Raw genomic sequence first — 21,008 nt, 5'->3', positions numbered from 1 at the left:
CCGGAGAGAACCCCATGGCGCGCCTGAAGTTCGGAGCCTTCCTTGCCCCGCATCACCCGATCGGGGAGCATCCGATGCTCCAGTTCCGGCGCGACCTCGACCTGGTCGAGCAGCTCGACGCGCTCGGCTATGACGAGTTCTGGTGCGGCGAGCATCATTCATCCGGCTGGGAGATGATCGCCTCGCCCGAGATGTTCCTGGCTGCGGCCGGCGAGCGCACCAAGCGGATCAAGCTCGGCACCGGCGTGGTGTCGCTGCCCTATCATCATCCCTACAACGTCGCCCAGCGCATGGTGCAGCTCGACCACATGACCGGCGGCCGCGCCATCTTCGGCTCCGGCCCCGGCGCGCTCGCCTCCGATGCGCACACGCTCGGCATCGATCCGATGACGCAGCGTGACCGCCAGGACGAGGCGATCGGCGTCATCCGCCGGTTGTTCAACGGTGAGCGCGTCACGGCCAAGAGCGACTGGTTCACCATGAACGACGCCGCGCTGCAGATCCTGCCGCTGCAGGAAGAGATGCCGTTCGTCGTGGCCTCGCAAATATCGCCCTCCGGCATGACGCTCGCCGGCAAATACGGCTGCGGCATCATCTCGCTGGGCTCGATGACGACGCAGGGGCTGATGTCGCTGCAGCAGCAATGGCAGTTCGCCGAGGACGCTGCGAAGAAGCACGGCACGAAGGTCGACCGCGCCAACTGGCGCGTGCTGCTGACCTTCCACATCGCCGAGACCCGCGAGCAGGCGCGCAAGGAAGCCGGCGCCGGGCTGATGCGCTGGCACAACGAATATAATGTCGGCACGCTGCAGCGGCCGGGCCTGACGGCGTTCTCCTCGCCCGACGAGGCCGTGGACAAGACCGCCTTCGTCGAGGGCGCCGCGTCCACCATCGGCACGCCCGACGATCTCATCAAAACCATCAAGAACGTGATGCAGGTCTCCGGGGGCGTCGGCGCCATCATCGGCTTCGTGCACGACTGGGCCGATCCGGAAGCCACGCGCCGCAGCTGGGACATGGTGGCGCGCTACGTCGTGCCGGAGATCAACGGCTATATCGACGGCCTGCGCCGGTCGCAAAAATTCGTAATCGAGAACCGCGCCATCTTCGAGCGTGCAGGCCAGGCCGTGATGGCCAAGATCATGGAGAACGAGAAGGCTGCCGAAGCATTAAAGGTGACCGGCCCCGGCCGAGTCGCCATTCCCGCCGTCAACGCACCGGATTTGCAGAAGGAAGCGGCGAAGCGATAGGCCTAAGCCTTCTCTCCTCGTCGTCCCGGCGCCCGTGCGCAATTGCGAAGCAAGCCGGGACGACGGTGGTGGGTGTGACGATTTTGTGCGCAAGACGGTCGCAGCTCATCGCGCCCCGATCGTGCTATGTTGCGGAGCCTGCCAACCGGAGTAATCGTCATGTCGATGCAGAATGTGGCCGCGCCGGCGCCCGACTACACCGCGCCCAAACGCAACGCCCTGACGCACATCCCCGGCGACGAAGGATGGCCGATCATCGGCAAGACCTTTCAGGTGTTGGCCGATCCCAAGGGCCATATCGAGGCGAACGGCGCCAAATTCGGTCCGGTCTACCGCACCCATGTGTTCGGTGAGACGAATGTCGTGCTGCTCGGGCCCGAGGCCAACGAACTCGTGATGTTCGATCAGCAAAAGCTGTTCTCCTCGACCCACGGCTGGAACAAGGTGCTCGGCCTGTTGTTTCCGCGCGGATTGATGCTGCTCGATTTCGACGAGCACCGGCTGCACCGCAAGGCGCTGTCGGTCGCGTTCAAGTCGGGGCCGATGAAATCCTACCTGGCGGATCTCGACCGCGGCATCTCCGCGCGGGTCGCGCAGTGGAAGGCCAAGCCCGGCGAGATGCAGCTCTACCCTGCGATGAAGCAGCTCACGCTGGATCTCGCGGCGGCGTCCTTCCTCGGCGCCGATATCGGGCCGGAGGTCGACGAGATCAACCGCGCCTTCGTCGACATGGTCGCCGCCGCTGTCGCGCCGATCCGCCGTCCCCTGCCCGGCACCCAGATGGCCGCCGGCGTCAGAGGGCGCAAACGCATCGTCGCCTATTTCCGCGAGCAGATCCCGCTGCGACGCGGCAATCACGGCGCCGATGATTTGTTCTCGCAGCTCTGCCGCGCCACCCATGAGGACGGCGCGCTTCTGTCCGAGCAGGACATCATCGACCACATGAGCTTCCTGATGATGGCGGCGCACGACACGCTGACCTCGTCGCTGACGTCGTTCATCGGCGAACTCGCCGCCAATCCGGACTGGCAGGACAGGCTGCGCGCGGAAGTTCTCGCGCTCGGGCTCGCGGCCGATGCGCCGAGCAGCTTCGACGATCTCGAAAAGATGCCGCTGTCCGAAATGGCGTTCAAGGAGGCGCTTCGGATCAAGCCGCCGGTGCCCTCGATGCCGCGCCGCGCCATGCGCGATTTCAGCTTCAAGGGCTTTACGATTCCCGCCGGCACCGCGGTCGGCGTCAATCCGCTCTATACGCATCACATGAAGGACATCTGGCCGGAGCCGGATCGCTTCGATCCCATGCGCTTCACTGAAGAAGCCCAGCGCAACCGCCACCGCTTCGCCTGGGTCCCGTTCGGCGGCGGCGCGCATATGTGCCTCGGCCTGCACTTCGCCTACATGCAGGCGAAATGCTTTGCCCGGCATTTTTTGCAGAACATCGAGGTGTCGCTGGAAGAGGGCTACAAGCCGGACTGGCAGATGTGGCCGATCCCGAAGCCGCGGGACGGCCTGAAGGTGCGGGTGAAGGCGGTTTAGCACTGCTTTCGTAGGGTGGGCAAAGCGAAGCGTGCCCACCACGCCTCTCCGCATTTGAATATTGATGGTGGGCACGGCGCGAAGAGCGCGCCTTTGCCCACCCTACAGCTTTGTCGCCCGCCGCAGCTACGCCCCCTGATCGAACGCCTTGCGCAGGGCCGACAACCCCTGCTGCTGCTGGGTCCAGTTGCGGCCGCCGGTGATGGCGCCGTCGATGACGAGGTCGTGGCCGTTGATGAAGCTGGATTCGTCGCTCGCCAGGAACACCGCGGCGTGGGCGATGTCGTCGGGAATGCCGGCGCGCGGGATCGGCTGCGCGGTCTTGTAGACGTCCCGCATCACCGCCTGCGTCTTCTCGGCGGCTTCCGTCGTCAGGCCGAGCGCCTTGCCGAAGATGCCCGTCGCGATCGCACCGGGCGAGATCGAGTTGACGCGCACGTTGGATTCGCCGAGCTCCATCGCCACGCATTTGGTGAGATGGATCACCGCCGCCTTGGCCGCGCCGTAGACGATCGACGAGGAGAACCCGGCGAGGCGTCCGGCGATGCTGCCGTTGTTGATGATGCTGCCAGAACCCTGCTTCTTCATGGCAGGCGCGACGTGCTTCATGCCGAGCATGACGCTGCGCACCAGCGTCGCCATCGCCGCGTCGAAGCGCTCGACCTCGAGACCCTCGATGCCGCCGGTCTGCGCCGGGCCGCCGGCATTGTTGAACAGGCAGTCGATCCGCCCGAACTTGTCCACGGCGAGCGCGATCAGCGCCTGCATCTGCGCTTCGACCGTCACGTCGGTCTGGCGGAAGATGCAGTTGGCGCCGAGCTGCCTGGCCAGCGCCTCGCCCTCCGGTAGACGCCGTCCCGCGATCACAATTTTGGCACCTTCGGCAACGAAGACTTCCGCAGTGCGCAACCCGATCCCGCTCGTGGCCCCCGTGATCACTGCAACCTTGCCGTCCAGCCTGCCCATGGAATGTTCCTGTTTTCGAACGATTTGATGACAAATGGCGAACGTCGACCGCTGCCATCGCCGCGGGCGCCACTATCCCTGCCTGTCTCCGACAAGGCAAGCTATGCTTGTGCGGGCGGGATGCGTAACATCTTCACAGGCCGCTCGATTTTCGGACGCATATCGCAACTGGGCTGCGCATGGGGAAGTTGATCGACGAATTCCGCAGGGGCTGGCAGGGTGCGGCGCCGCCATCGCTCGGTCTGAGCATTGCGTTTGCGGTGGCTTGCCTGCTGATTGCGACGCTGACGCGCTGGGCGCTGGCGCATGTGCGGCCCGACGTCTACTTCACCCCCTATTTTCCGGCCGTGTTCTTTGCCGCCGCGTTCGGAGGCTTCCGGATCGGGATCGTGACCGCGCTGGTCGGCGGCATGCTCGGCGTCGTCGTGAATTTCGGCGATGCCTTTGCCGATCGCGCGCGGTTTGCCCTGCTGGCACTCTATTGGGCAGTCTGTGCGCTCACGATCTGGGGCGTCGAGCACTATCGCACCATGCTGGCGGAGCAGCGCCGGATCGCCAAGCGCCTGATCGAGGAAGAAGATTATCGCAAGCTGCTGGTCGACGAGCTCCAGCACCGGCTGAAGAACAAGCTGTCGACGGTGCACGCCGTGCTGCACCAGGTGCTGCACGACCAGCCGCAGGTCTGGGCCAAGATCGATCCGCGGCTGCGCTCGCTGGCCGCGACCGACGATCTGATCTCGCGGATCGACAAGGCCGGCTGTGACATTCGCGACCTCCTGATCTCGGAGCTCGGCCCCTACGGCCATGTCCGCTTCACCCTGAACGGCGATCGGCTGTTCCTGCCGCCGAAGCTCGCGGTCACGCTGTCATTGATGTTTCACGAACTGGCCACCAACGCGGGCAAGTACGGCGCATTTTCCTCGCCGCGCGGTCTGCTGCAGGTGTCATGGACCGTGAGCGACGACCGCCTGACTGTCACCTGGGACGAGACCGAGGGGCCGAGCGTGGACAAGGTGTCGGAGCCCGGCTTCGGCACCAAGCTGCTGAAATCGGCACTGTCGGCCTTTGATGGCAGGACCGATGTCTCTTACTTGAAGACCGGGCTGCATTGCATCATGCAGTGCCGCATCCCGCGAAGCGAATAGCATCGCACGCCAAGCGAAAGCCGACCCGCGCGCCCGCCCGCAGTTTCGCAGGCGCTGTTGACGCCCTGTTAATGACGATCGTCGGCGCGCGTCGCATCGCCGCAAGTTTCCCCCAAAACAACCCCGTATTTCTCCGTAGCCCTTAACCAAACTTAAGAGGGAACCGCGCAAGATCGCGCCCATTGCAAGGCGCGCTGAAACAACAAGATTCATGACTTCTATGAACGACAACCAATATTCCGGCGCGAGTGAAGCCGAGCTCGGTTTTCTCAAGGAAATCGTTAGAATGCTGCCGGCCGGCCTGACCGTGCAGGATGCGCACGGCGAGCTTCTGCTGGTTAACGATGCCGCCGCCGCGCAGCTCGGCATGGACGGCAGCCATCCTTCGCCAGATCTCGCGCCGCGCCGCGAAGCCTGCCGCCAGGCGCTGAGCGCCGGCCAGGCTGTCGTCACCGAGGAGGCGCTCCACCGCGGCGCCGCGCGCCAGGTGCTGCTCACGACCCATCGTCCCGTTCGCCTCGCCGGACGCGAGTTGCTGATCTCGGCATCCTCCGACATCACCGAACAGAAGAATTTCGAGGACCAGCTGTTCCGCTCGGCCTATTTCGACGAGCTGACCGGATTGCCCTCGCGGCGCGTGATCGAACATCACGCCAGCAATCTGCTTGCGGCCCATCGTGGCGGCGAGCGCTTCGCGCTGGCCTTCCTCGACGTCGACAATTTCAAGCACATCAACGACTATTACGGCCACGCCGTCGGCGATGCGCTGCTGGTCGAGCTGTCGAAGCGGCTTGGACGCGACTTGCGCGATTCCGACATGCTGTCGCGCATCTCCGGCGACGAATTCCTGCTGCTGCTGTCGCCGATCCAGAGCCAGGAGGAGGTCGCCGAATTCATGCAGTCGACGCTGGAGCGGCTGACGGCGCCGTTCTTCATCGACAATTCGGAAGTCTTCGCCTCCACCTCCGTCGGCATCAGCCTCTATCCCGATCACGGCCGCAGCTTCGAGACGCTGCGCCAGAACGCCGACGTCGCGATGTACCGCATCAAGAACGACGGCAAGGGATCGGCGACGTTCTTCGACTCCAGCATGGAGCGCGAGGCGCTGGCGCGGATGAAGATCGAGCAGTCGCTGCGGCAGGCCATCCTGGAGAAGCGCTTCTGCTGCGCCTTTCAGTCCAAGGTCGACATCCGTACCCAGGCCGTGAAGGGCATCGAGGCCCTGGTGCGCCTGCGCGACGACGAAGGCGTAATCCAGGCGCCAGGCTCGTTCATCAATCTCGCCAGCGAGCTCGGCCTGATCGACGAATTGACCCACCTCGTACTCGCCGAGATCGTCAAATCGATTGATCTGATCAACGAGACCTTCGGCGCGGAAGCAACCATCAGCATCAATGTCGCGGCCAAGCAGGCCGGCAACCCCGAATTCATGCGCAGCTTCGCGCGGGCGTTGGAGGAGACCGGCTTTCCGCAGCGCTTCATGATCGAGGTGACGGAAGACGCCTTCGTCGCCAAGAATCACTTCCAGGCCGAGATCCTGCCGATGTTCCGCAAGCTCGGCGTCGGCATCTCGATCGACGATTTCGGCACCGGCTATTCCTCGCTCTCGGCACTGGCCGACATCACCGCCGACGAGATCAAGATCGACCGCTCCTTCATCACCGACATCCATCAGCGTCCGCGCAGCCAGGGCATCCTGCGCGCGATCGAGTCCCTGAGCGAGGCGCTCGGCATGACCGTGATCGCCGAAGGCCTCGAAACCTACGAGGAGCTCGCCTATCTCCAGGCCGCGACCAAGATTCGCTACGCGCAGGGCTATTATTTCTCCCGCCCGATCTTCCTGGAGGAGCTGAAGCTCGCGACACCGGCCTCAAGCGAGTCGCGCGCCAGCGTGGCGAGCCGGCCGACCCAGCAGAACCGCCAAGGCTATTCGCGCGCGAGCGGGTATCGAAGGTAGGGCAGCAAGCCGCCGCCGCACGCACCCTGTCGTCCCGGATCTACGCTTCGCTTGTCCGGACGACAGCGGAGCATGGGAGGCGCTCCATTTCTCCCCTTTGAAATTGCTGCCTTTTTGCTAATACACGGACAGACTTCCCCGGGATATGTCATGTCCGCCTCTTCCGCCTCGATCAGCGATCCCGCCTATCTCCGAGCGCGCGCGATGGAGACGCTGTTCGAGCGGCTGGAACAGCTCTGCGAGGGCGCGATCGCGATCGACCGCACTGGGCGCGTCGTCTACGTCAATGAGAAATATCTCGCGGCGCTCGGTCTCGAGCGGACCTCCGAGGCGATCGGCCGGCCGATCGAGGAGGTCATCCCCAACAGCATGATGCGGAAGGTGGCCGAGACCGGCGAGCCGATCCTGCTCGACATCATGGAGCTCGGCGGCGAGCAGCTCGTCGTCACGCGCATGCCGATCGAGGACGAGAACGGCACGGTGATCGGCGCGATCGGCTTCGTGCTCTACGATCACATCGAAAGCCTGAAGCCGCTGCTTGCCCGCGTCGCCCAGCTCGAGAGCGACCTGCGGCTGGCGCGGCGGCAATTGTCCAACGCCCGCGCGGCGCGCTTCACCTTCGCGGATTTCGTCGGCACCACCGCGGGAATCGCGCAGGCGAAGGAATTCGCCAAGCGCGCGGCACGGCAAAGCGTGACCGTTCTGCTGACCGGCGAGACCGGTACCGGCAAGGAATTACTGGCGCAGGCGATCCACAATGCATCGTCGCGCGCCGAAAAGCCGTTCGTCAGCGTCAATGTCGCAGCGATCCCGGAGACACTGATCGAGTCCGAGTTCTTCGGCACCGCACCGGGCGCCTATACCGGAGCCGACCGCAGGGGGCGCGAGGGCAAATTCCGCCTCGCCGACGGCGGCACGCTGTTCCTCGACGAGATCGGCGAGATGCCGCTGCAATTGCAGGCCAAGCTGCTGCGCGTGCTGCAGGAGCGCGAGATCGAACCGCTCGGCTCGGACAAGATCAGCAAGGTGGACGTGCGCGTGGTCGCCGCGACCAACGTCGATTTGCGCAAGCGCGTCAGTGACGGTGCCTTCCGCGCCGATCTCTACTACCGGCTCAACGTGCTCTCGATCGACCTGCCGCCGCTTCGCAAATGCCTCGACGATCTGCCTGACATCTGCGCGCGGCTGATCGAAGACATCAGCGCCTCCGGCGACTTCGTCAACGCCAGGATCACGCCGAGCGGCCTCTCGGCCCTCGCGCGCTACGATTGGCCCGGCAATGTCCGCGAGCTTCGCAACATTCTCGAACGTGCGCTGATCCTGAGCGATTCCGGGCGGCTGACCAGCGACGATTTCGTCCACATCCTGCCGGTGAACGGGGCCGCCGTTTCAACGCCAGGGGCCCGAATGACCGGATCTGTGGTTCCTTACGCCGAGGCGGAGGCCGAGTTCGAGAAGCAGACGCTCGAACATGCGCTCGCCGCGAGCAACGGCCAGATCACCGAAGCAGCAAGGATGCTTCAGATCTCGCGCGCAACCTTCTACAAGAAGCTCGCCAAGTTCGGACTGGCCTCGGGTGCCCCGCCTGTCTGAATTTCGAGACTGACGTGTCCAAAGTCTCGGATTCCGGACACCTTGGCGCCGGCCCTTGCTTGCAGCGACTTCAGCGTTTGTGCCGCATTTTCAGCCATTCTCAATGCAGGCTCCGCATCTGGCGCAGGGCTTGCTCCGGGCCGGTTCGAGGAAACGCATGTTCGAGGAAGCGCATGGGCTGATGCACGCCGCGGCAACGCGCAAGCGCCGCAAAGTCGCGGCAGGCACACGTCAACAGACTGTCACATGCGGCCTCATGCAAGCTCCGCCGGAAGGTGGAATTGCAATGTCTGCACACTTGTGCAAATCGCAGTGACCAAAGCAATTCGTTCAAGGCAGTTCATTCAAGGAGGAACCATGGTGCGTCGATCGCTCATTCTCACAGCAGCCATCATCGGCCTTGCCGCGAGCAGTTCCGCGCAAGCCGACGATCTCAAGATCGCGCTGATCTACGGCAAGACCGGTCCGCTCGAGGCCTACGCCAAGCAGACCGAGACCGGCCTGAAGCTGGGCTTCGAATACGCCACCAAGGGCACCATGACCCTCGATGGCCGCAAGATCGTCATCATCACCAAGGACGACCAGGGCAAGCCGGACCTCGCCAAGGCCGCGCTCGCCGAAGCCTATCAGGACGACAAGGCCGACATCGCAATCGGCACGACGTCGTCGGCCGCGGCGCTCGCCATTCTCCCGGTCGCCGAGGAAAACAAGAAGATCCTGATCGTCGAGCCCGCCGTCGCGGACCAGATTACCGGCGAGAAGTGGAATCGCTACATCTTCCGCACCGCGCGCAACTCCTCGCAGGATGCGATCTCCAATGCGGTCGCGATCGGCAAGCAGGGCGTCACCGTCGCAACGCTGGCACAGGACTACGCGTTCGGCCGCGATGGCGTCGCCGCCTTCAAGGAGGCACTCTCCAAGACCGGCGCGACGCTCGCTGCCGAAGAATATGCCCCGACCTCGACCACCGACTTCACCGCGGTCGGCCAGCGCCTGTTCGACGCTCTGAAGGACAAGCCAGGCCGCAAGGTCATCTGGGTGATCTGGGCCGGCGCCGGCAATCCGCTGGCCAAGCTCCAGGACATGGACCCGAAGCGCTACGGCATCGAGCTCTCCACCGGTGGCAATATTCTGCCGGCGCTCGCCGCTTATAAGGGCCTGCCGGGCATGGAAGGCGCGACCTACTATTTCTACGAGATCCCGAAGAACCCGGTAAACGACTGGCTGGTCGCCGAGCACCAGAAGCGCTTCAACGCGCCGCCGGACTTCTTCACCGCTGGTGGTTTTGCCGCTGCGATGTCGGTCGTCGCCGCCGTCACCAAGGCGAAGTCGACCGACAGCGAGAAGCTGATCACCGCGATGGAAGGCCTGGAGTTCGACACGCCGAAGGGCAAGATGGTGTTCCGGAAGGAAGACCATCAGGCGCTGCAGAGCATGTATCACTTCAAGGTCAAGGTCGACCCGAACGTCGCCTGGGCGATCCTCGAGCCGGTGCGCGAGCTGAAGATCGAGGACATGGACGTTCCGATCAAGAACAAGCGCTGATCTTCTTGCTTCACCTCTCCCGCTTGCGGGAGAGGGCTTTCTCCTCTTGGGGGCTCTCGCCTGTGGAAACAGCCCTCTCCCCCGCAGGCGGGGGAGGGAGCGCAACGTGACTCGCGGAAACACCTCCTCTCATCAGTTACCAGACCAATGTCCCTCACCCTCGAAACCCGCGATCTCACCATCCGCTTCGGTGGGCATGTCGCGGTCAACAACGTCACCTGTACGTTCCGTCCGGGCGAGCTCACCGCCATCGTCGGGCCGAACGGCGCCGGCAAGACCACCTATTTCAACCTGATCTCGGGCCAGCTGCGCGCCTCAAACGGCAGCATCCTGTTCGATGGCACCGACATCACCCAGCACTCCGCGCCGATGCGGACCCGCGCTGGCCTTGGCCGCGCGTTCCAGCTGACAAACCTGTTCCCGAACCTCAGCGTGGAAGAGAACGTCCGCCTCGCGGTGCAGGCGGCGAACGGCACCCACTACGACATGCTGCGGCCCTGGATGGTGCGCCGCGACCTGATCGCACGCGCCGACGCCATCCTCGACCAGGTCGCGCTCGGCAGCCGCCGCGGCGTCGCCGCGACAGCGCTGTCGCACGGCGACCAGCGCAAGCTCGAGGTCGCCCTGATGATCGCGCTGGAGCCGAAGGTCTTCATGTTCGACGAGCCGACCGCCGGCATGAGCATCGACGAGGTGCCCGTCGTGCTCAACCTGATCGCGCAGCTCAAGCAGGACACGAGCAAGATCATCCTCCTCGTCGAGCACAAGATGGATGTGGTGCGCTCGCTCGCCGACCGCATCATCGTGCTGCATAACGGGCAACTCGTCGCGGACGGCCCGCCCGCCGAGGTGATTGCCTCGCCGATCGTGCAGGAGGCCTATCTCGGCGTCGCTCCCAAGACTGCCGGAGAGAGCGCAGCATGACCGATCTCTTGAAACTCTCCGGCGTGCATACCCATATCGGCCGCTACCACATCCTCCAGGGCATCGACCTCACTGTCCCGCAGGGACAGGTCACGATGCTGCTGGGGCGCAACGGCGCCGGCAAGACCACGACGCTGCGCACCATCATGGGCCTGTGGCAGGCGTCCAGCGGTGAGATCAGCCTCTCCGGCGACCGTATCGAGAGCCGCGCCACGCCTGATATCGCGCGGCTCGGCGTCGGCTACGTGCCGGAGAGCATGGCGGTGTTTTCCGATCTCACCGTGAAGGAAAACCTCGTGCTCGCAGCGCGCGACGCGCCGATGGACGACAAGCAGCTGGAATGGATCTTCGGCTTCTTTCCGGCGCTGCGCCGGTTCTGGCTGTCGCGGGCGGGAAGCCTCTCGGGCGGCCAGAAACAGATGCTGTCGATCGCGCGCGCCATCATCGAGCCGCGCAAGCTCTTGCTGATCGACGAGCCGACCAAGGGGCTGGCGCCGGCGATCGTGATGGCGCTGATCGAGTGCCTGAAGGAGATCAAGCGCAAGGGCGCGACGATCCTCCTGGTCGAGCAGAATTTCTTTGCCGCACGCGAGCTCGGCGACAACGTGCTGGTGATGGACAACGGCACCATCGTCCATCGCGGCGAGATGGCGGCGCTCGCCGCCGACGTGCCGCTGCAGGAGCGGCTGCTCGGCCTGAGCCTGGAGGCACATCAGTGACTGACCTTGCCGCAACCGATCCGCTGCCGAAACCGAAGCGCGACATCGCGCCGATCCTGCTACCGGTCGCGCTCGCCCTGGTGACGATCCCGCTGATCGGCTCGCCGAGCACCTGGCTGACGCTGACCGCCGCGAGCCTTGCCATGGGCATGATGATCTTCATCATGGCCTCGGGCCTGACGCTGGTATTCGGCCTGATGGACGTGCTCAATTTCGGCCACGGCGCCTTCATCGCCGTCGGCGCCTATGTCGCAACGCTGGTGCTGGCGCCGTTCGCTGCTTCCATCCAGGCGGATTCGCTCTGGATCAACCTCGCGGTGCTGGCGCCCGCGGCGCTGCTGTCGATGGCGGTATCAGGCGCGCTCGGCCTGATCGTCGAGCGCGTGCTGATCCTTCCCGTCTATGGCCAGCATCTGAAGCAGATCCTGATGACGACCGGCGGCCTGATCGTCGCCGAGCAGACACTCTATGCGCTGTGGGGACCACAGATCATCCCGATGCCGCTGCCGGCCTCGCTGCGCGGCTCCTTCATCCTCGGCGACGTCGCGATCGCCAAATACCGCGTGCTGGCGACGCTGATCGGGCTGGCCGTCTTCATCGCGATCCAGCTCGTGCTCAACCGTACCAAGCTCGGGCTGCTGATCCGCGCCGGGGTCGAGAACCGCGAGATGGTCGAGGCACTCGGCTATCGCATCCGCCGGCTGTTCCTCGGCGTGTTCATGACGGGATCGGCGCTGGCCGGCCTCGGCGGCGTGATGTGGGCGCTCTATCGCGAGCAGGTCCACGCCTCCATGAGCGACGAGCTCACCGTCCTGATTTTCGTCGTGGTCATCATCGGCGGGCTCGGCTCGATCGGCGGCTGCTTCATCGGCGCCATTCTGGTTGCGATGGTTGCCAATTACGGCGGCTTCCTGGTGCCTAAGCTCGCCCTCGTCTCCAACATCCTGCTGATGGTCGCCATCCTGATGTGGCGGCCGCGCGGCCTCTATGCGGTGACCAGCCGATGATGCTTCTCTCCGGCGATCCGCCGCGTAGCCGGATCCTCACGCTCGTTCTCGTCGTCATCATCCTGGCGCTGGCGGCGACGCCGTTCCTGTTTCCAGGCGCCAAGGCGCTGAACGTCGCGGCCAAGATCTGCGTCTTCGCCGCCCTGGTCGCCTCCTACGATTTGCTGCTCGGCTATACCGGCACGGTGTCGTTCGCCCACACCATGTTCTACGGCATCGGCAGCTACGCGATCGCGATCGCGCTGTACGGCATGGGCCCGAATTGGGCCGCGGTCGCCACCGGCATCGTGGTCGGCCTGCCGCTCGCAGCCCTGCTCGCACTCGCGATCGGGCTGTTTTCACTGCGGGTCGCCGCGATCTTCTTTGCCATGATCACGCTCGCGGTCGCCTCCGCCTTCCAGGTGCTGGCTTCGCAGCTGTCCTGGCTGACCGGCGGCGAGGACGGGCGCAGCTTCCAGCTGCCGGAGTTGCTGCGCCCCGGCACGGTACTGATCTCCAAGAGCCAGTTTGGCTTCGAGGTCAACGGCCGCATCCTGACCTTCTATCTGGTGTTCGCCGTCTCGGCCCTGATGATCCTCGCCTTGCTGCGGGTGGTGAACTCGCCGTTCGGGCGCGTGCTGCAGGCGATCCGCGAGAACCGCTTTCGCGCCGAGGCGCTTGGCTTCCGCACGGTGTTCCACTTGACTTATGCCAACTGCATCGCCGCGCTGGTCGCTGCCAGCGCCGGCATCCTGAACGCGCTGTGGCTGCGCTATGCCGGTCCCGATACTTCGCTCAGCTTCTCGATCATGCTCGACATCCTGCTGATGGTCGTGATCGGCGGCATGGGCACGATCTACGGCGCGATCATCGGCGCCACCATCTTCATCCTCGCCCAGAACTACTTGCAGTCGCTGATGGGCGTCGCCTCCACGGCGGCGTCGGAGGCTGGCCTGCCGCTGCTGCCGGGGTTGTTGCATCCCGACCGCTGGCTGCTGTGGCTCGGCCTGCTGTTCATCGCCAGCGTCTACTTCTTCCCGACCGGCGTGGTCGGACGGCTGCGTAATCCCGCTGGCGACAAGAACGCCGGCAATTCGCATTAGGCCGCGATTAATGATGCAGTGCGGCGTTTGCCGCGCCCGCCGCACAACCGCCACGCGATTCCCGCTGCGCTGCATACGGAGGCGATGGCGCAACTGGATTAAGGCTTAGGTAACTGGCTTTCCTAAGGTTTAGGCCATTTGTGCGGTGTATTCGTGTTCCTCCAGGGAGGGGGAATGCGCCAGGTCTTTTCCACGGTGGCAGCCGGAATGTCTCTAGCCGCAAGGAACGGCTGGGAGGCTTTGGCGCGACGTGGTCCCGTCCTGTGGCTGACCCTGTGCGGTGTGTTGCTGGTCGCGGGCATCTTCAGTGTGACGGCCATGGCCGTCGGCGAATTTCGCGAGCGCACCCTGACCAACCGCGAACGCGAGCTGGAAAACACGGTGCAGCTCATCGCGCGGCACTTTGACCAGCAATTCGAGGATTCCGACGTCGTCGCCGCCGACGTGATCGGGCAGATGAGCCTGATGGAGATCACCTCGCCGGCGATGTTCCGCGAGCGCATGTCCGGCCCGGCGGCGCACCAGATGCTGCGCAGCAAGACCAGCTCGGTGTCCTATCTCGGCGATATCGCGATCTACGATGCCGACGGCGATCTGATCAACTGGTCGCGGCCCCAGCCGTTGCCCAAGATCAACGTTTCGGCCCGGGCCTATTTTCAGACGTTCAAGACCAATCCGCAGTCCGAGCCGGTGCTGCTGGAATCCGTCCGCAGCTTCATCATCAACAAATGGACCACGATCGTCGCACGCCGCTTGACCGGCGCGGACGGCACCTTCCTCGGCGTGATGGTCCGCCGGATCGATCCCGACAGCTACCAGCATTATTTCGCATCTGTCGCGCTGGCCGAGGGGACGGCCATCTCGCTATTCGATCGCGAAGGCAAGATGTTGGCCCGCTACCCGCACCTCGAAGAGCTGATCGGACGGAGCTTCAAGGATGCGCCGCTGATGCAGCAGGTGCTGGCCAAGGGTGGCCAGCAGACGCTCCGCGGCAAGAGTCCGGTCGACGGCGAGGAACGGCTCGGATCGGCGGCGTCACTGACGCATTTCCCGCTGGTCATCATCGCCACCAACACCACGGCCGCGGCGCTGGCCGACTGGCGCCATCAGACCGGCTTCATGGTCACGACCGCCGCGCTTTCGGCAGCCGTCATCGCGCTGATCCTCTATCTGATCATCCGCCTGATCAACCGGCAGAACCGCGAAGCCCAGGAACGGCTGGAAGCGGAGCGGCTGCGGCTCGACACCGCCTTGAACAACATGACGCAGGGGCTGATCCTCTACGACGCGAGCGGCACCATCGTCACCTGCAACCGCCGCTACACCGACATGTTCGGCCTCTCCCACGAGGTCATCAAGCCCGGCTGCCACATCCGCGAGGCGATGTACCACCGCAAGGAGCGCGGCGCATTCGACGGCGACGTCGAGGCGTTTTGCACCGATGTCATGAGGGTCGTTGCCGAAGGCACGGTCTCCAGGCGCACGCATCAGCTGGCCAACGGCCGCGCCTTTCAGGTCATCAACACGCCTCTGGCACAGGGCGGCTGGGTCGCCACGATCGAAGACATCACCGAGCGCCGCAACCTCGAGCAGGAGCGCGATCGCAACCACACCTTCCTGCGCGAGATCATCGACCATATCCCGTCGCAGATCACGGTGAAGGACGCCCGCACCCGGCAGTACCTGCTGCTGAACGGCGTCGCCGAGCAGCTGTTCGGCCATTCGCGCCAGGACGTCGTGGGCAAGACTGCTTTCGACATCTTCCCCGAGGCGCCCGCCGCCCGCATCACCGAAGACGACACCAACGCGCTGCAATCGGCGAAAGGATCGTTCAAGGACGAGCACGCCTGGCAGATGCCCGGCAAGGGGATCCGCTACATTACTTCGACCCGGATCAGGATTCCCGACGAAGCCGGCGAGCCGCGCTATCTCATTCACGTCATCGACGACGTCACCGACCGGCGCCGGGCTGACGAGAAGATCGCGCATATGGCGCATTACGATGCGCTGACCGACTTGCCGAACCGCACGCTGTTCCGCGAGCAGATCGAACGCGAGCTGGCGAAGGTCGCCGACGGCTGCCAGTTCGCGCTGCTCTACATCGACGTCGACGAATTCAAGGGCATCAACGATTCGCTCGGCCACCACGTCGGCGACGAGCTGTTGAAGGCGATCGCAGGCCGTCTCCGCGGCTGCCTCAAGCAGGGCGATCTGATCGCGCGACTGGGCGGCGACGAGTTTGCGGTGATCCAGACCGGGATACAATCCCCTGCCGACGTGCTGTCCTTCGTAAGCCGGATCTACCAGGCGATCCGACAGCCTTATCATTGTCTCGGTCATCAGCTCTCCACCGATGCGAGCATCGGGATCGCGCTTGCGCCGCAGGACGGCACCGATCTCGACCAGCTCGTCAAGAACGCCGATCTTGCGATGTACGGCGCCAAGGCCGAAGGGCGCCGCACCCACCGCTTCTTCGAGCCGGAGATGGATGCGAGCGCCAAGGCGCGCCTGAGCATGGAACAGGATCTGCGGCAGGCGGTGGTGAACGGCGGCTTCGAGATTCACTATCAGCCGCTGGTCGACCTGCGCACCAACGAAGTCTCGGGTTGCGAGGCGCTGCTGCGCTGGCGTCACCCCGAGCGCGGCATGGTGTCGCCGGCCGAGTTCATTCCCGTCGCCGAGGACACCGGCCTGATCACCCAGCTCGGTGACTGGGTGCTGCGCATGGCCTGCAACGAGGCCGCGACCTGGCCGACGCATATCCGCGTCGCGGTCAACGTGTCGCCGGTGCAGCTCAAATGCGACACGCTGGCGCTGCGGATCGCGGGCGCGCTCGCCGCTTCCGGGCTGGACCCGCGCCGGCTCGAGCTCGAAATCACCGAGGCCGTGCTGATCCGCGACGACGAAGCTGCACTCTCGATCCTGCACCAGCTCCGCTCGATCGGCGTTCGCATCGCGCTCGACGATTTCGGCACCGGCTACTCCTCGCTCAGCTATCTCAAGCGCTTCCCGTTCGACAAGATCAAGATCGACCGCTGCTTCGTCGCCGACATCGCGGAGACGAGCGGCGCGCCCGTGATCGTGCAGGCGGTGGTGAACATCGCGGCCGCCAGCAACATGACCACGGTCGCCGAGGGCGTCGAGACCGAGGCGCAACGCGATATCCTGCGTGCGCTCGGCTGCACGCAGATGCAGGGCTATCTGTTCAGCCGGCCGGTACCGGCCAGCGAAGTGCGGAAACTGTTCGGCTCGCGTGACGGCTTGCCCGAAGCCTTGCCCGTGGCGGCGGTGGCCTGATGACGAAACCAGCAAAGCCGTCAAGCAAGTCGCCGGGAAGGACTTCAAGTAAGTCTTCGGCCAAATCCGTCGACGTCGCGGATTCCTATGCCGTGCGGCTGATGCAGCATCTGGTCGTACCGACCTTCGTGATCGACCCGAAGCGCCGTGTCGTGATCTGGAACAGGGCCTGCGAGCGGCTGACCGGCCTCGCCGCATCCGACGTGATCGGCACCAACAAGCACTGGCAGGCCTTCTACGAGACCAGGCGCCCCTGCCTCGCCGACCTCGTCGCGCTCGACCGGCCGGAGCGGCTTCCGGAGTTCTATTCGGAATATGCCGCGCGCGGTCATAACGGGCTCGGCTTTTCCGCGGAGAACTGGTGCATGATGCCGAAGCTCGGCAGCCAGCTCTATCTCGCCATCGACGCCGGCCCGATCCACGACGAAGCCGGACATCTGATCGCCGTGGTGGAGACGCTGCGCGACCTCACCGACCAGAAGCGCGCCGAGATGGCGCTGAAGGAGCTCGCTGCCAAGGACGGGTTGACCGGCCTGTCGAACCGTCGCTCGTTCGACCAGATGCTGATGAGCGAATGGGCGCGCGCCCACCGCACGCAAAAGCCGCTGGCGCTGCTGTTCGTCGACGTCGATCATTTCAAGCTGTTCAACGACCATCACGGCCACCAGACCGGCGACGAATGCCTGCGCGCGATCGCTTCGGTCGTCAGCCGGCATGCCGTGCGTCCGCTCGATCTCGCCGGCCGCTATGGCGGCGAGGAGTTCGCGCTGATCCTGCCGGACATGGATTGCGATACTGCCTGCGTCATCGCCGACGAGATCCGCTGCGCGGTGATCGCCTTGCGGATCGCCCACGGCGCCATCGGCGCCGGCGACCACGTCACGCTCAGCGTCGGGGTCGCCAGCCACATTCCCGGCGGCGCCGACGGCGGCCCCGACCGGCTGCTGGGCGCGGCCGACGAGGCGCTCTATGTGGCCAAGCGCCTCGGCCGCAACCGCGTCATCTGCGCCGAAAGGGTGCTGGCCGAGTTCGCAAGCCTCGGCCGGGAGGCCGCAGCGGTTCCGGCCCCCTTCCGGCGCAAAACCGCTTGAAGCGCAATGTGGCGAGAACAGGTTGCCCGCCCCTCGCCAATCGGCTAAATGAGCGAGCACTGCACCCGTAGCTCAGCTGGATAGAGCGTTGCCCTCCGAAGGCAAAGGTCACACGTTCGAATCGTGTCGGGTGCGCCAGTCTTGCCGCCGTCTCGGGCCGTCGCTCACGTCAGCATCGCAACGATCGCCTGGATCTGGTCGGAAGCGGACGAAACCAATCCGTCATATGACGTCTGGCCATGCGCGGCGGCGTTCAGGATACATTCGGCTACGGCCGCTTTCAGGCCGAACACCGATTGATGGGCCGGTATGCTCGCCATCACCGTCTCCAGCGCTTGACGCATCGTGTGAATGAGCTCGGAGCTGTATTGCATTGGCTGTCCTCCGTGCGCTCATATTAGGTCGCGTCACCATGCTTGCCACTCACAAGCCTGAGATTGCTCTTTGAATTGGTCGAGACCGAAGGTCTCAATTCAAACGCCAGATGGCCGCATTGAGCACGCCGGCAAACGCGACCCAGGCTGCGTAGGGCACGAACAACGCGGCGGCCAGCCTGTCTCGTGATGACTCGATAATGATATAGGTCACGATCGCGACGAACAGGCCGATGAGGATGACGAGCGCGGCGCCGATCTGGTGCATCGTGAACATGACCGGCGACCAGGCGAAGTTCAGCGCGAGTTGCTCGCCCAGGCCAGCATTGCCTTGCCCGACGGCTCGCGGCGAAAGGTCCGCCAGCCCGCGATGGCGATCATGATGTAAAGGAGGGTCCAGGCCACCGGGAACGCCCAGTTCGGTGGCACGAAAGCCGGCTTGGCGAGGGCGGCATACCAGTCTCCGGGGAGATTGGTTGCGCCGATCAGCCAGCCGATGCCGACCACGCCCACCACGAACAACAACAGCTGCAGCATCCATCACCTCGCGCATCCCGTCGCGCAATTGTATCATCTTTCCATGAGCGAATCCGACACGGTGACCGGCGAAGCCCCGCCGGTCCGCAAGATCATTCATATTGACATGGATGCCTTCTATGCGTCGGTGGAGCAGCGCGACAATCCGGAGCTGCGCGGCAAGCCGGTCGCGGTCGGAGGCTCCGCGGAACGCGGCGTCGTCGCGGCCGCCAGCTACGAGGCGCGCCAGTTCGGTGTTCGCTCCGCGATGCCATCGGTCACGGCGAAGCGGCAGTGTCCCGATCTGATCTTCGTCAGGCCGCGCTTCGAGGTTTACAAGGCGATCTCCAGGCAGATCCGCGACATCTTTGCCGAGCACACGCCCGTCATCGAACCCTTGTCGCTCGACGAGGCCTATCTCGACGTGACGGAGAACATGCAGGGCATCCCGCTGGCGCGCGACATCGCGCTGAAGATCCGCGCGAAGATCAAGGCCGAGACCGGTCTCAACGCGTCGGCGGGCATCTCCTACAACAAGTTTCTCGCAAAACTCGCCTCCGACCATCGCAAGCCCAACGGTCAATTCGTGATCTCGCCGGAGATGGGACCGGCTTTCGTCGAGACGCTGCCGGTCGGCAAGTTCCACGGGATAGGTCCGGCGACGGCTGCGAAGATGAACGCGCTCGGCCTGTTCACCGGTCTCGACATCCGCAACCAGACGCTTGCGTTCATGAATGCGAATTTCGGCAAGTCGGGCGCCTATTACTACTGGATCTCGCGCGGCGTCGACGAACGGCCGGTTCGGGCCAACCGGATCCGCAAGTCGATCGGCGCGGAGACCACGTTCTCGACCGATCTCACCGAATTCGACGCGCTCGCAACCGAACTCAAGCCCCTCGTCGACAAGGTCTGGCGCCATTGCGAGACGACGGGCAACCGTGGCCGCACTGTCACCCTGAAAATCAAATTCGCCGACTTCGAGATCATCACGCGCAGCAAATCCGTCCCGGCGGCGGTTGCGGGCCGGGACGATCTGGAGCGGCTGGCCAGCGGCCTGCTCGAAGTCGAGATGCCGCTGCCCAAACGTGTCAGGCTGCTGGGGGTATCGCTGTCGGCCCTCCAGGTCGGGGACGAAGCGGAGCCACAATTGACGTTCGGCATTTGAACGGGGCGAGATGCGATCGGCCCCAAGGGGTCCGGCCGGGGCGGTTCAATGCCGCACGTGCTCGAACACCACGATCACGCCGGTCGGCTCGGGCTCGTGCGCCATCAGGCGGGTCAGGTCGGAATCGCCCCAATCGGCGAGGCTGACGACTTCCCCGCTCTGCCGATCGGCACCGGGCGATGGTGTGGGCTCGAGGACCTTGAGGCCCATCTCGTCGACGAAGAAGGTATGCTCGCCGAACATGCTGTTGAGCTGCGGCATGGCCGGATGTTCGTCGGGCAGCACCTGAGCGCCGAGCTGGTTGACGGTCTGCTTCACTTGTTCGGATGTGAGCTTCATGAGCTGCTCCGTTTCTGTGTCCGGTTTCATTGGCCGGGCGGGAGCACGCGTTCCCTGCGCCTTAGTCCGCCTGGCTCGAGTCCGAACAGGCGCTGCGCGGGAATGTTCCGGTGAAATGTTTTTCGTGATCGCGCGTTCCATCCGCCGCGCTCGCGGCACGAGATCGCCACAGGATGCGCACGATCTGTCCGCGGTAGGCTAATCGACGGCTTCGACGATCCGGATATCGCGATCCGCACCATCTCCGAGCAGGTCGTGCGCGGCCTTGTAGGCCGGGCTCTCATACGCCGCCTTGGCGCTCGCGACGCTGTCGAACTCGATGAGAACGACGCGCTCCATCTGGCCGAGTTCGAAGACGGCCGCCGGCATCCCTCGCGCGATCACGCGGCCACCCGCCGCTTCGATGGCTTGGCGCGACACGCCGGCGTAGGCCGCCATCGCATCGGGGTTCTTGATCGCGCGATAGGTTGCAACCCAATAGGCCTTTGCCATTGCTGTTCTC

The 21,008-nt window shown here is 64.7% G+C and carries 17 protein-coding genes, 1 tRNA gene and 1 pseudogene; 14 read left to right on the top strand and 5 right to left on the bottom strand.

What is annotated here, in order from left to right; translation table 11 throughout:
* The first annotated feature begins 14 nt into the window (after positions 1-14).
* Both IVB24_RS03890 and IVB24_RS03885 read left to right on the top strand, forming a co-directional pair.
* Positions 15-1,250, top strand: a complete 1,236-nt coding sequence (locus IVB24_RS03890; protein ID WP_247772101.1) for an LLM class flavin-dependent oxidoreductase — start codon at positions 15-17, stop codon at positions 1,248-1,250.
* Between the two features lie 159 nt (positions 1,251-1,409).
* Positions 1,410-2,786 (top strand): cytochrome P450, encoded by a 1,377-nt coding sequence (locus IVB24_RS03885; protein ID WP_247772100.1) that lies wholly within the window; start codon positions 1,410-1,412, stop codon positions 2,784-2,786.
* Positions 2,787-2,912: 126 nt separating this feature from the next.
* Here the strand turns inward: IVB24_RS03885 and IVB24_RS03880 are convergent, their stop codons facing one another.
* The gene (locus IVB24_RS03880) at positions 2,913-3,752 is read right to left on the bottom strand and encodes a glucose 1-dehydrogenase (RefSeq protein WP_140481650.1); all 840 of its coding nucleotides are present in this window, start codon (positions 3,750-3,752) and stop codon (positions 2,913-2,915) included.
* Between the two features lie 179 nt (positions 3,753-3,931).
* Between IVB24_RS03880 and IVB24_RS03875 the strand changes: the two genes are divergently transcribed.
* The 11 genes from IVB24_RS03875 to IVB24_RS03825 all read left to right on the top strand — a co-directional run bounded on the left by IVB24_RS03875 (position 3,932) and on the right by IVB24_RS03825 (position 18,250).
* Positions 3,932-4,897 carry a sensor histidine kinase gene (locus IVB24_RS03875; protein ID WP_140481651.1) on the top strand — a complete coding sequence of 322 codons (966 nt, stop codon included), beginning with the start codon at positions 3,932-3,934 and terminating at the stop codon, positions 4,895-4,897.
* A gap of 220 nt (positions 4,898-5,117) precedes the next feature.
* Complete coding sequence (locus tag IVB24_RS03870; RefSeq protein ID WP_247772099.1) at positions 5,118-6,854, top strand: EAL domain-containing protein; 1,737 nt, start codon at positions 5,118-5,120, stop codon at positions 6,852-6,854.
* A 150-nt stretch (positions 6,855-7,004) separates the two neighbouring features.
* On the top strand, positions 7,005-8,447 hold the full coding sequence (locus IVB24_RS03865; protein WP_247772098.1) for a sigma 54-interacting transcriptional regulator: 1,443 nt from the start codon (positions 7,005-7,007) through the stop codon (positions 8,445-8,447).
* A 360-nt stretch (positions 8,448-8,807) separates the two neighbouring features.
* Complete coding sequence (locus tag IVB24_RS03860) at positions 8,808-9,992, top strand: substrate-binding domain-containing protein (RefSeq protein ID WP_166469982.1); 1,185 nt, start codon at positions 8,808-8,810, stop codon at positions 9,990-9,992.
* Positions 9,993-10,139: 147 nt separating this feature from the next.
* A complete protein-coding gene (locus IVB24_RS03855; RefSeq protein ID WP_140481654.1) occupies positions 10,140-10,916 on the top strand; it encodes an ABC transporter ATP-binding protein in 777 nt (258 codons plus the stop codon).
* Positions 10,913-11,635, top strand: a complete 723-nt coding sequence (locus tag IVB24_RS03850; protein WP_247772097.1) for an ABC transporter ATP-binding protein — start codon at positions 10,913-10,915, stop codon at positions 11,633-11,635. Before IVB24_RS03855 ends, IVB24_RS03850 begins: the two co-directional genes overlap by 4 nt.
* Positions 11,632-12,642, top strand: coding sequence for a branched-chain amino acid ABC transporter permease (locus tag IVB24_RS03845; RefSeq protein ID WP_166467714.1), 1,011 nt, complete (start codon positions 11,632-11,634; stop codon positions 12,640-12,642). Before IVB24_RS03850 ends, IVB24_RS03845 begins: the two co-directional genes overlap by 4 nt.
* The gene (locus IVB24_RS03840) at positions 12,639-13,724 is read left to right on the top strand and encodes a branched-chain amino acid ABC transporter permease (RefSeq protein ID WP_247772096.1); all 1,086 of its coding nucleotides are present in this window, start codon (positions 12,639-12,641) and stop codon (positions 13,722-13,724) included. Before IVB24_RS03845 ends, IVB24_RS03840 begins: the two co-directional genes overlap by 4 nt.
* 174 nt (positions 13,725-13,898) lie before the next feature.
* Positions 13,899-17,021 carry an EAL domain-containing protein gene (locus IVB24_RS03835; protein WP_247772095.1) on the top strand — a complete coding sequence of 1,041 codons (3,123 nt, stop codon included), beginning with the start codon at positions 13,899-13,901 and terminating at the stop codon, positions 17,019-17,021.
* A complete protein-coding gene (locus IVB24_RS03830) occupies positions 17,021-18,112 on the top strand; it encodes a diguanylate cyclase (RefSeq protein WP_247772094.1) in 1,092 nt (363 codons plus the stop codon). The genes IVB24_RS03835 and IVB24_RS03830 overlap by 1 nt, the downstream gene beginning before the upstream one ends.
* A 61-nt stretch (positions 18,113-18,173) precedes the next feature.
* Positions 18,174-18,250: transfer RNA gene (locus IVB24_RS03825), tRNA-Arg, on the top strand.
* Positions 18,251-18,276: 26 nt separating this feature from the next.
* Here IVB24_RS03825 and IVB24_RS03820 read toward each other — a convergent pair.
* Together IVB24_RS03820 and IVB24_RS03815 are read right to left on the bottom strand one after the other, a co-directional pair.
* Positions 18,277-18,486 (bottom strand): hypothetical protein, encoded by a 210-nt coding sequence (locus IVB24_RS03820; protein WP_094976173.1) that lies wholly within the window; start codon positions 18,484-18,486, stop codon positions 18,277-18,279.
* A gap of 94 nt (positions 18,487-18,580) precedes the next feature.
* Positions 18,581-19,023, bottom strand: a pseudogene (locus IVB24_RS03815) (TspO/MBR family protein).
* A gap of 43 nt (positions 19,024-19,066) precedes the next feature.
* Between IVB24_RS03815 and dinB the strand changes: the two are divergent.
* Positions 19,067-20,167 (top strand): DNA polymerase IV, encoded by a 1,101-nt coding sequence (gene dinB, locus IVB24_RS03810; protein WP_247772093.1) that lies wholly within the window; start codon positions 19,067-19,069, stop codon positions 20,165-20,167.
* A gap of 45 nt (positions 20,168-20,212) precedes the next feature.
* Here the strand turns inward: dinB and IVB24_RS03805 are convergent, their stop codons facing one another.
* Both IVB24_RS03805 and IVB24_RS03800 read right to left on the bottom strand, forming a co-directional pair.
* Complete coding sequence (locus tag IVB24_RS03805) at positions 20,213-20,506, bottom strand: hypothetical protein (RefSeq protein ID WP_094976171.1); 294 nt, start codon at positions 20,504-20,506, stop codon at positions 20,213-20,215.
* A 198-nt stretch (positions 20,507-20,704) separates the two neighbouring features.
* Positions 20,705-20,998 carry a DUF1330 domain-containing protein gene (locus tag IVB24_RS03800; protein ID WP_106947472.1) on the bottom strand — a complete coding sequence of 98 codons (294 nt, stop codon included), beginning with the start codon at positions 20,996-20,998 and terminating at the stop codon, positions 20,705-20,707.
* Positions 20,999-21,008: the final 10 nt, after the last annotated feature.

The sequence above is a fragment of the Bradyrhizobium sp. 192 genome (assembly GCF_023100965.1).
In the GTDB taxonomy this organism is placed as follows: domain Bacteria; phylum Pseudomonadota; class Alphaproteobacteria; order Rhizobiales; family Xanthobacteraceae; genus Bradyrhizobium; species Bradyrhizobium symbiodeficiens.
Note: the sequence above shows the minus strand (reverse complement) of the source record. Positions and strands in the feature narration are given on the sequence as shown.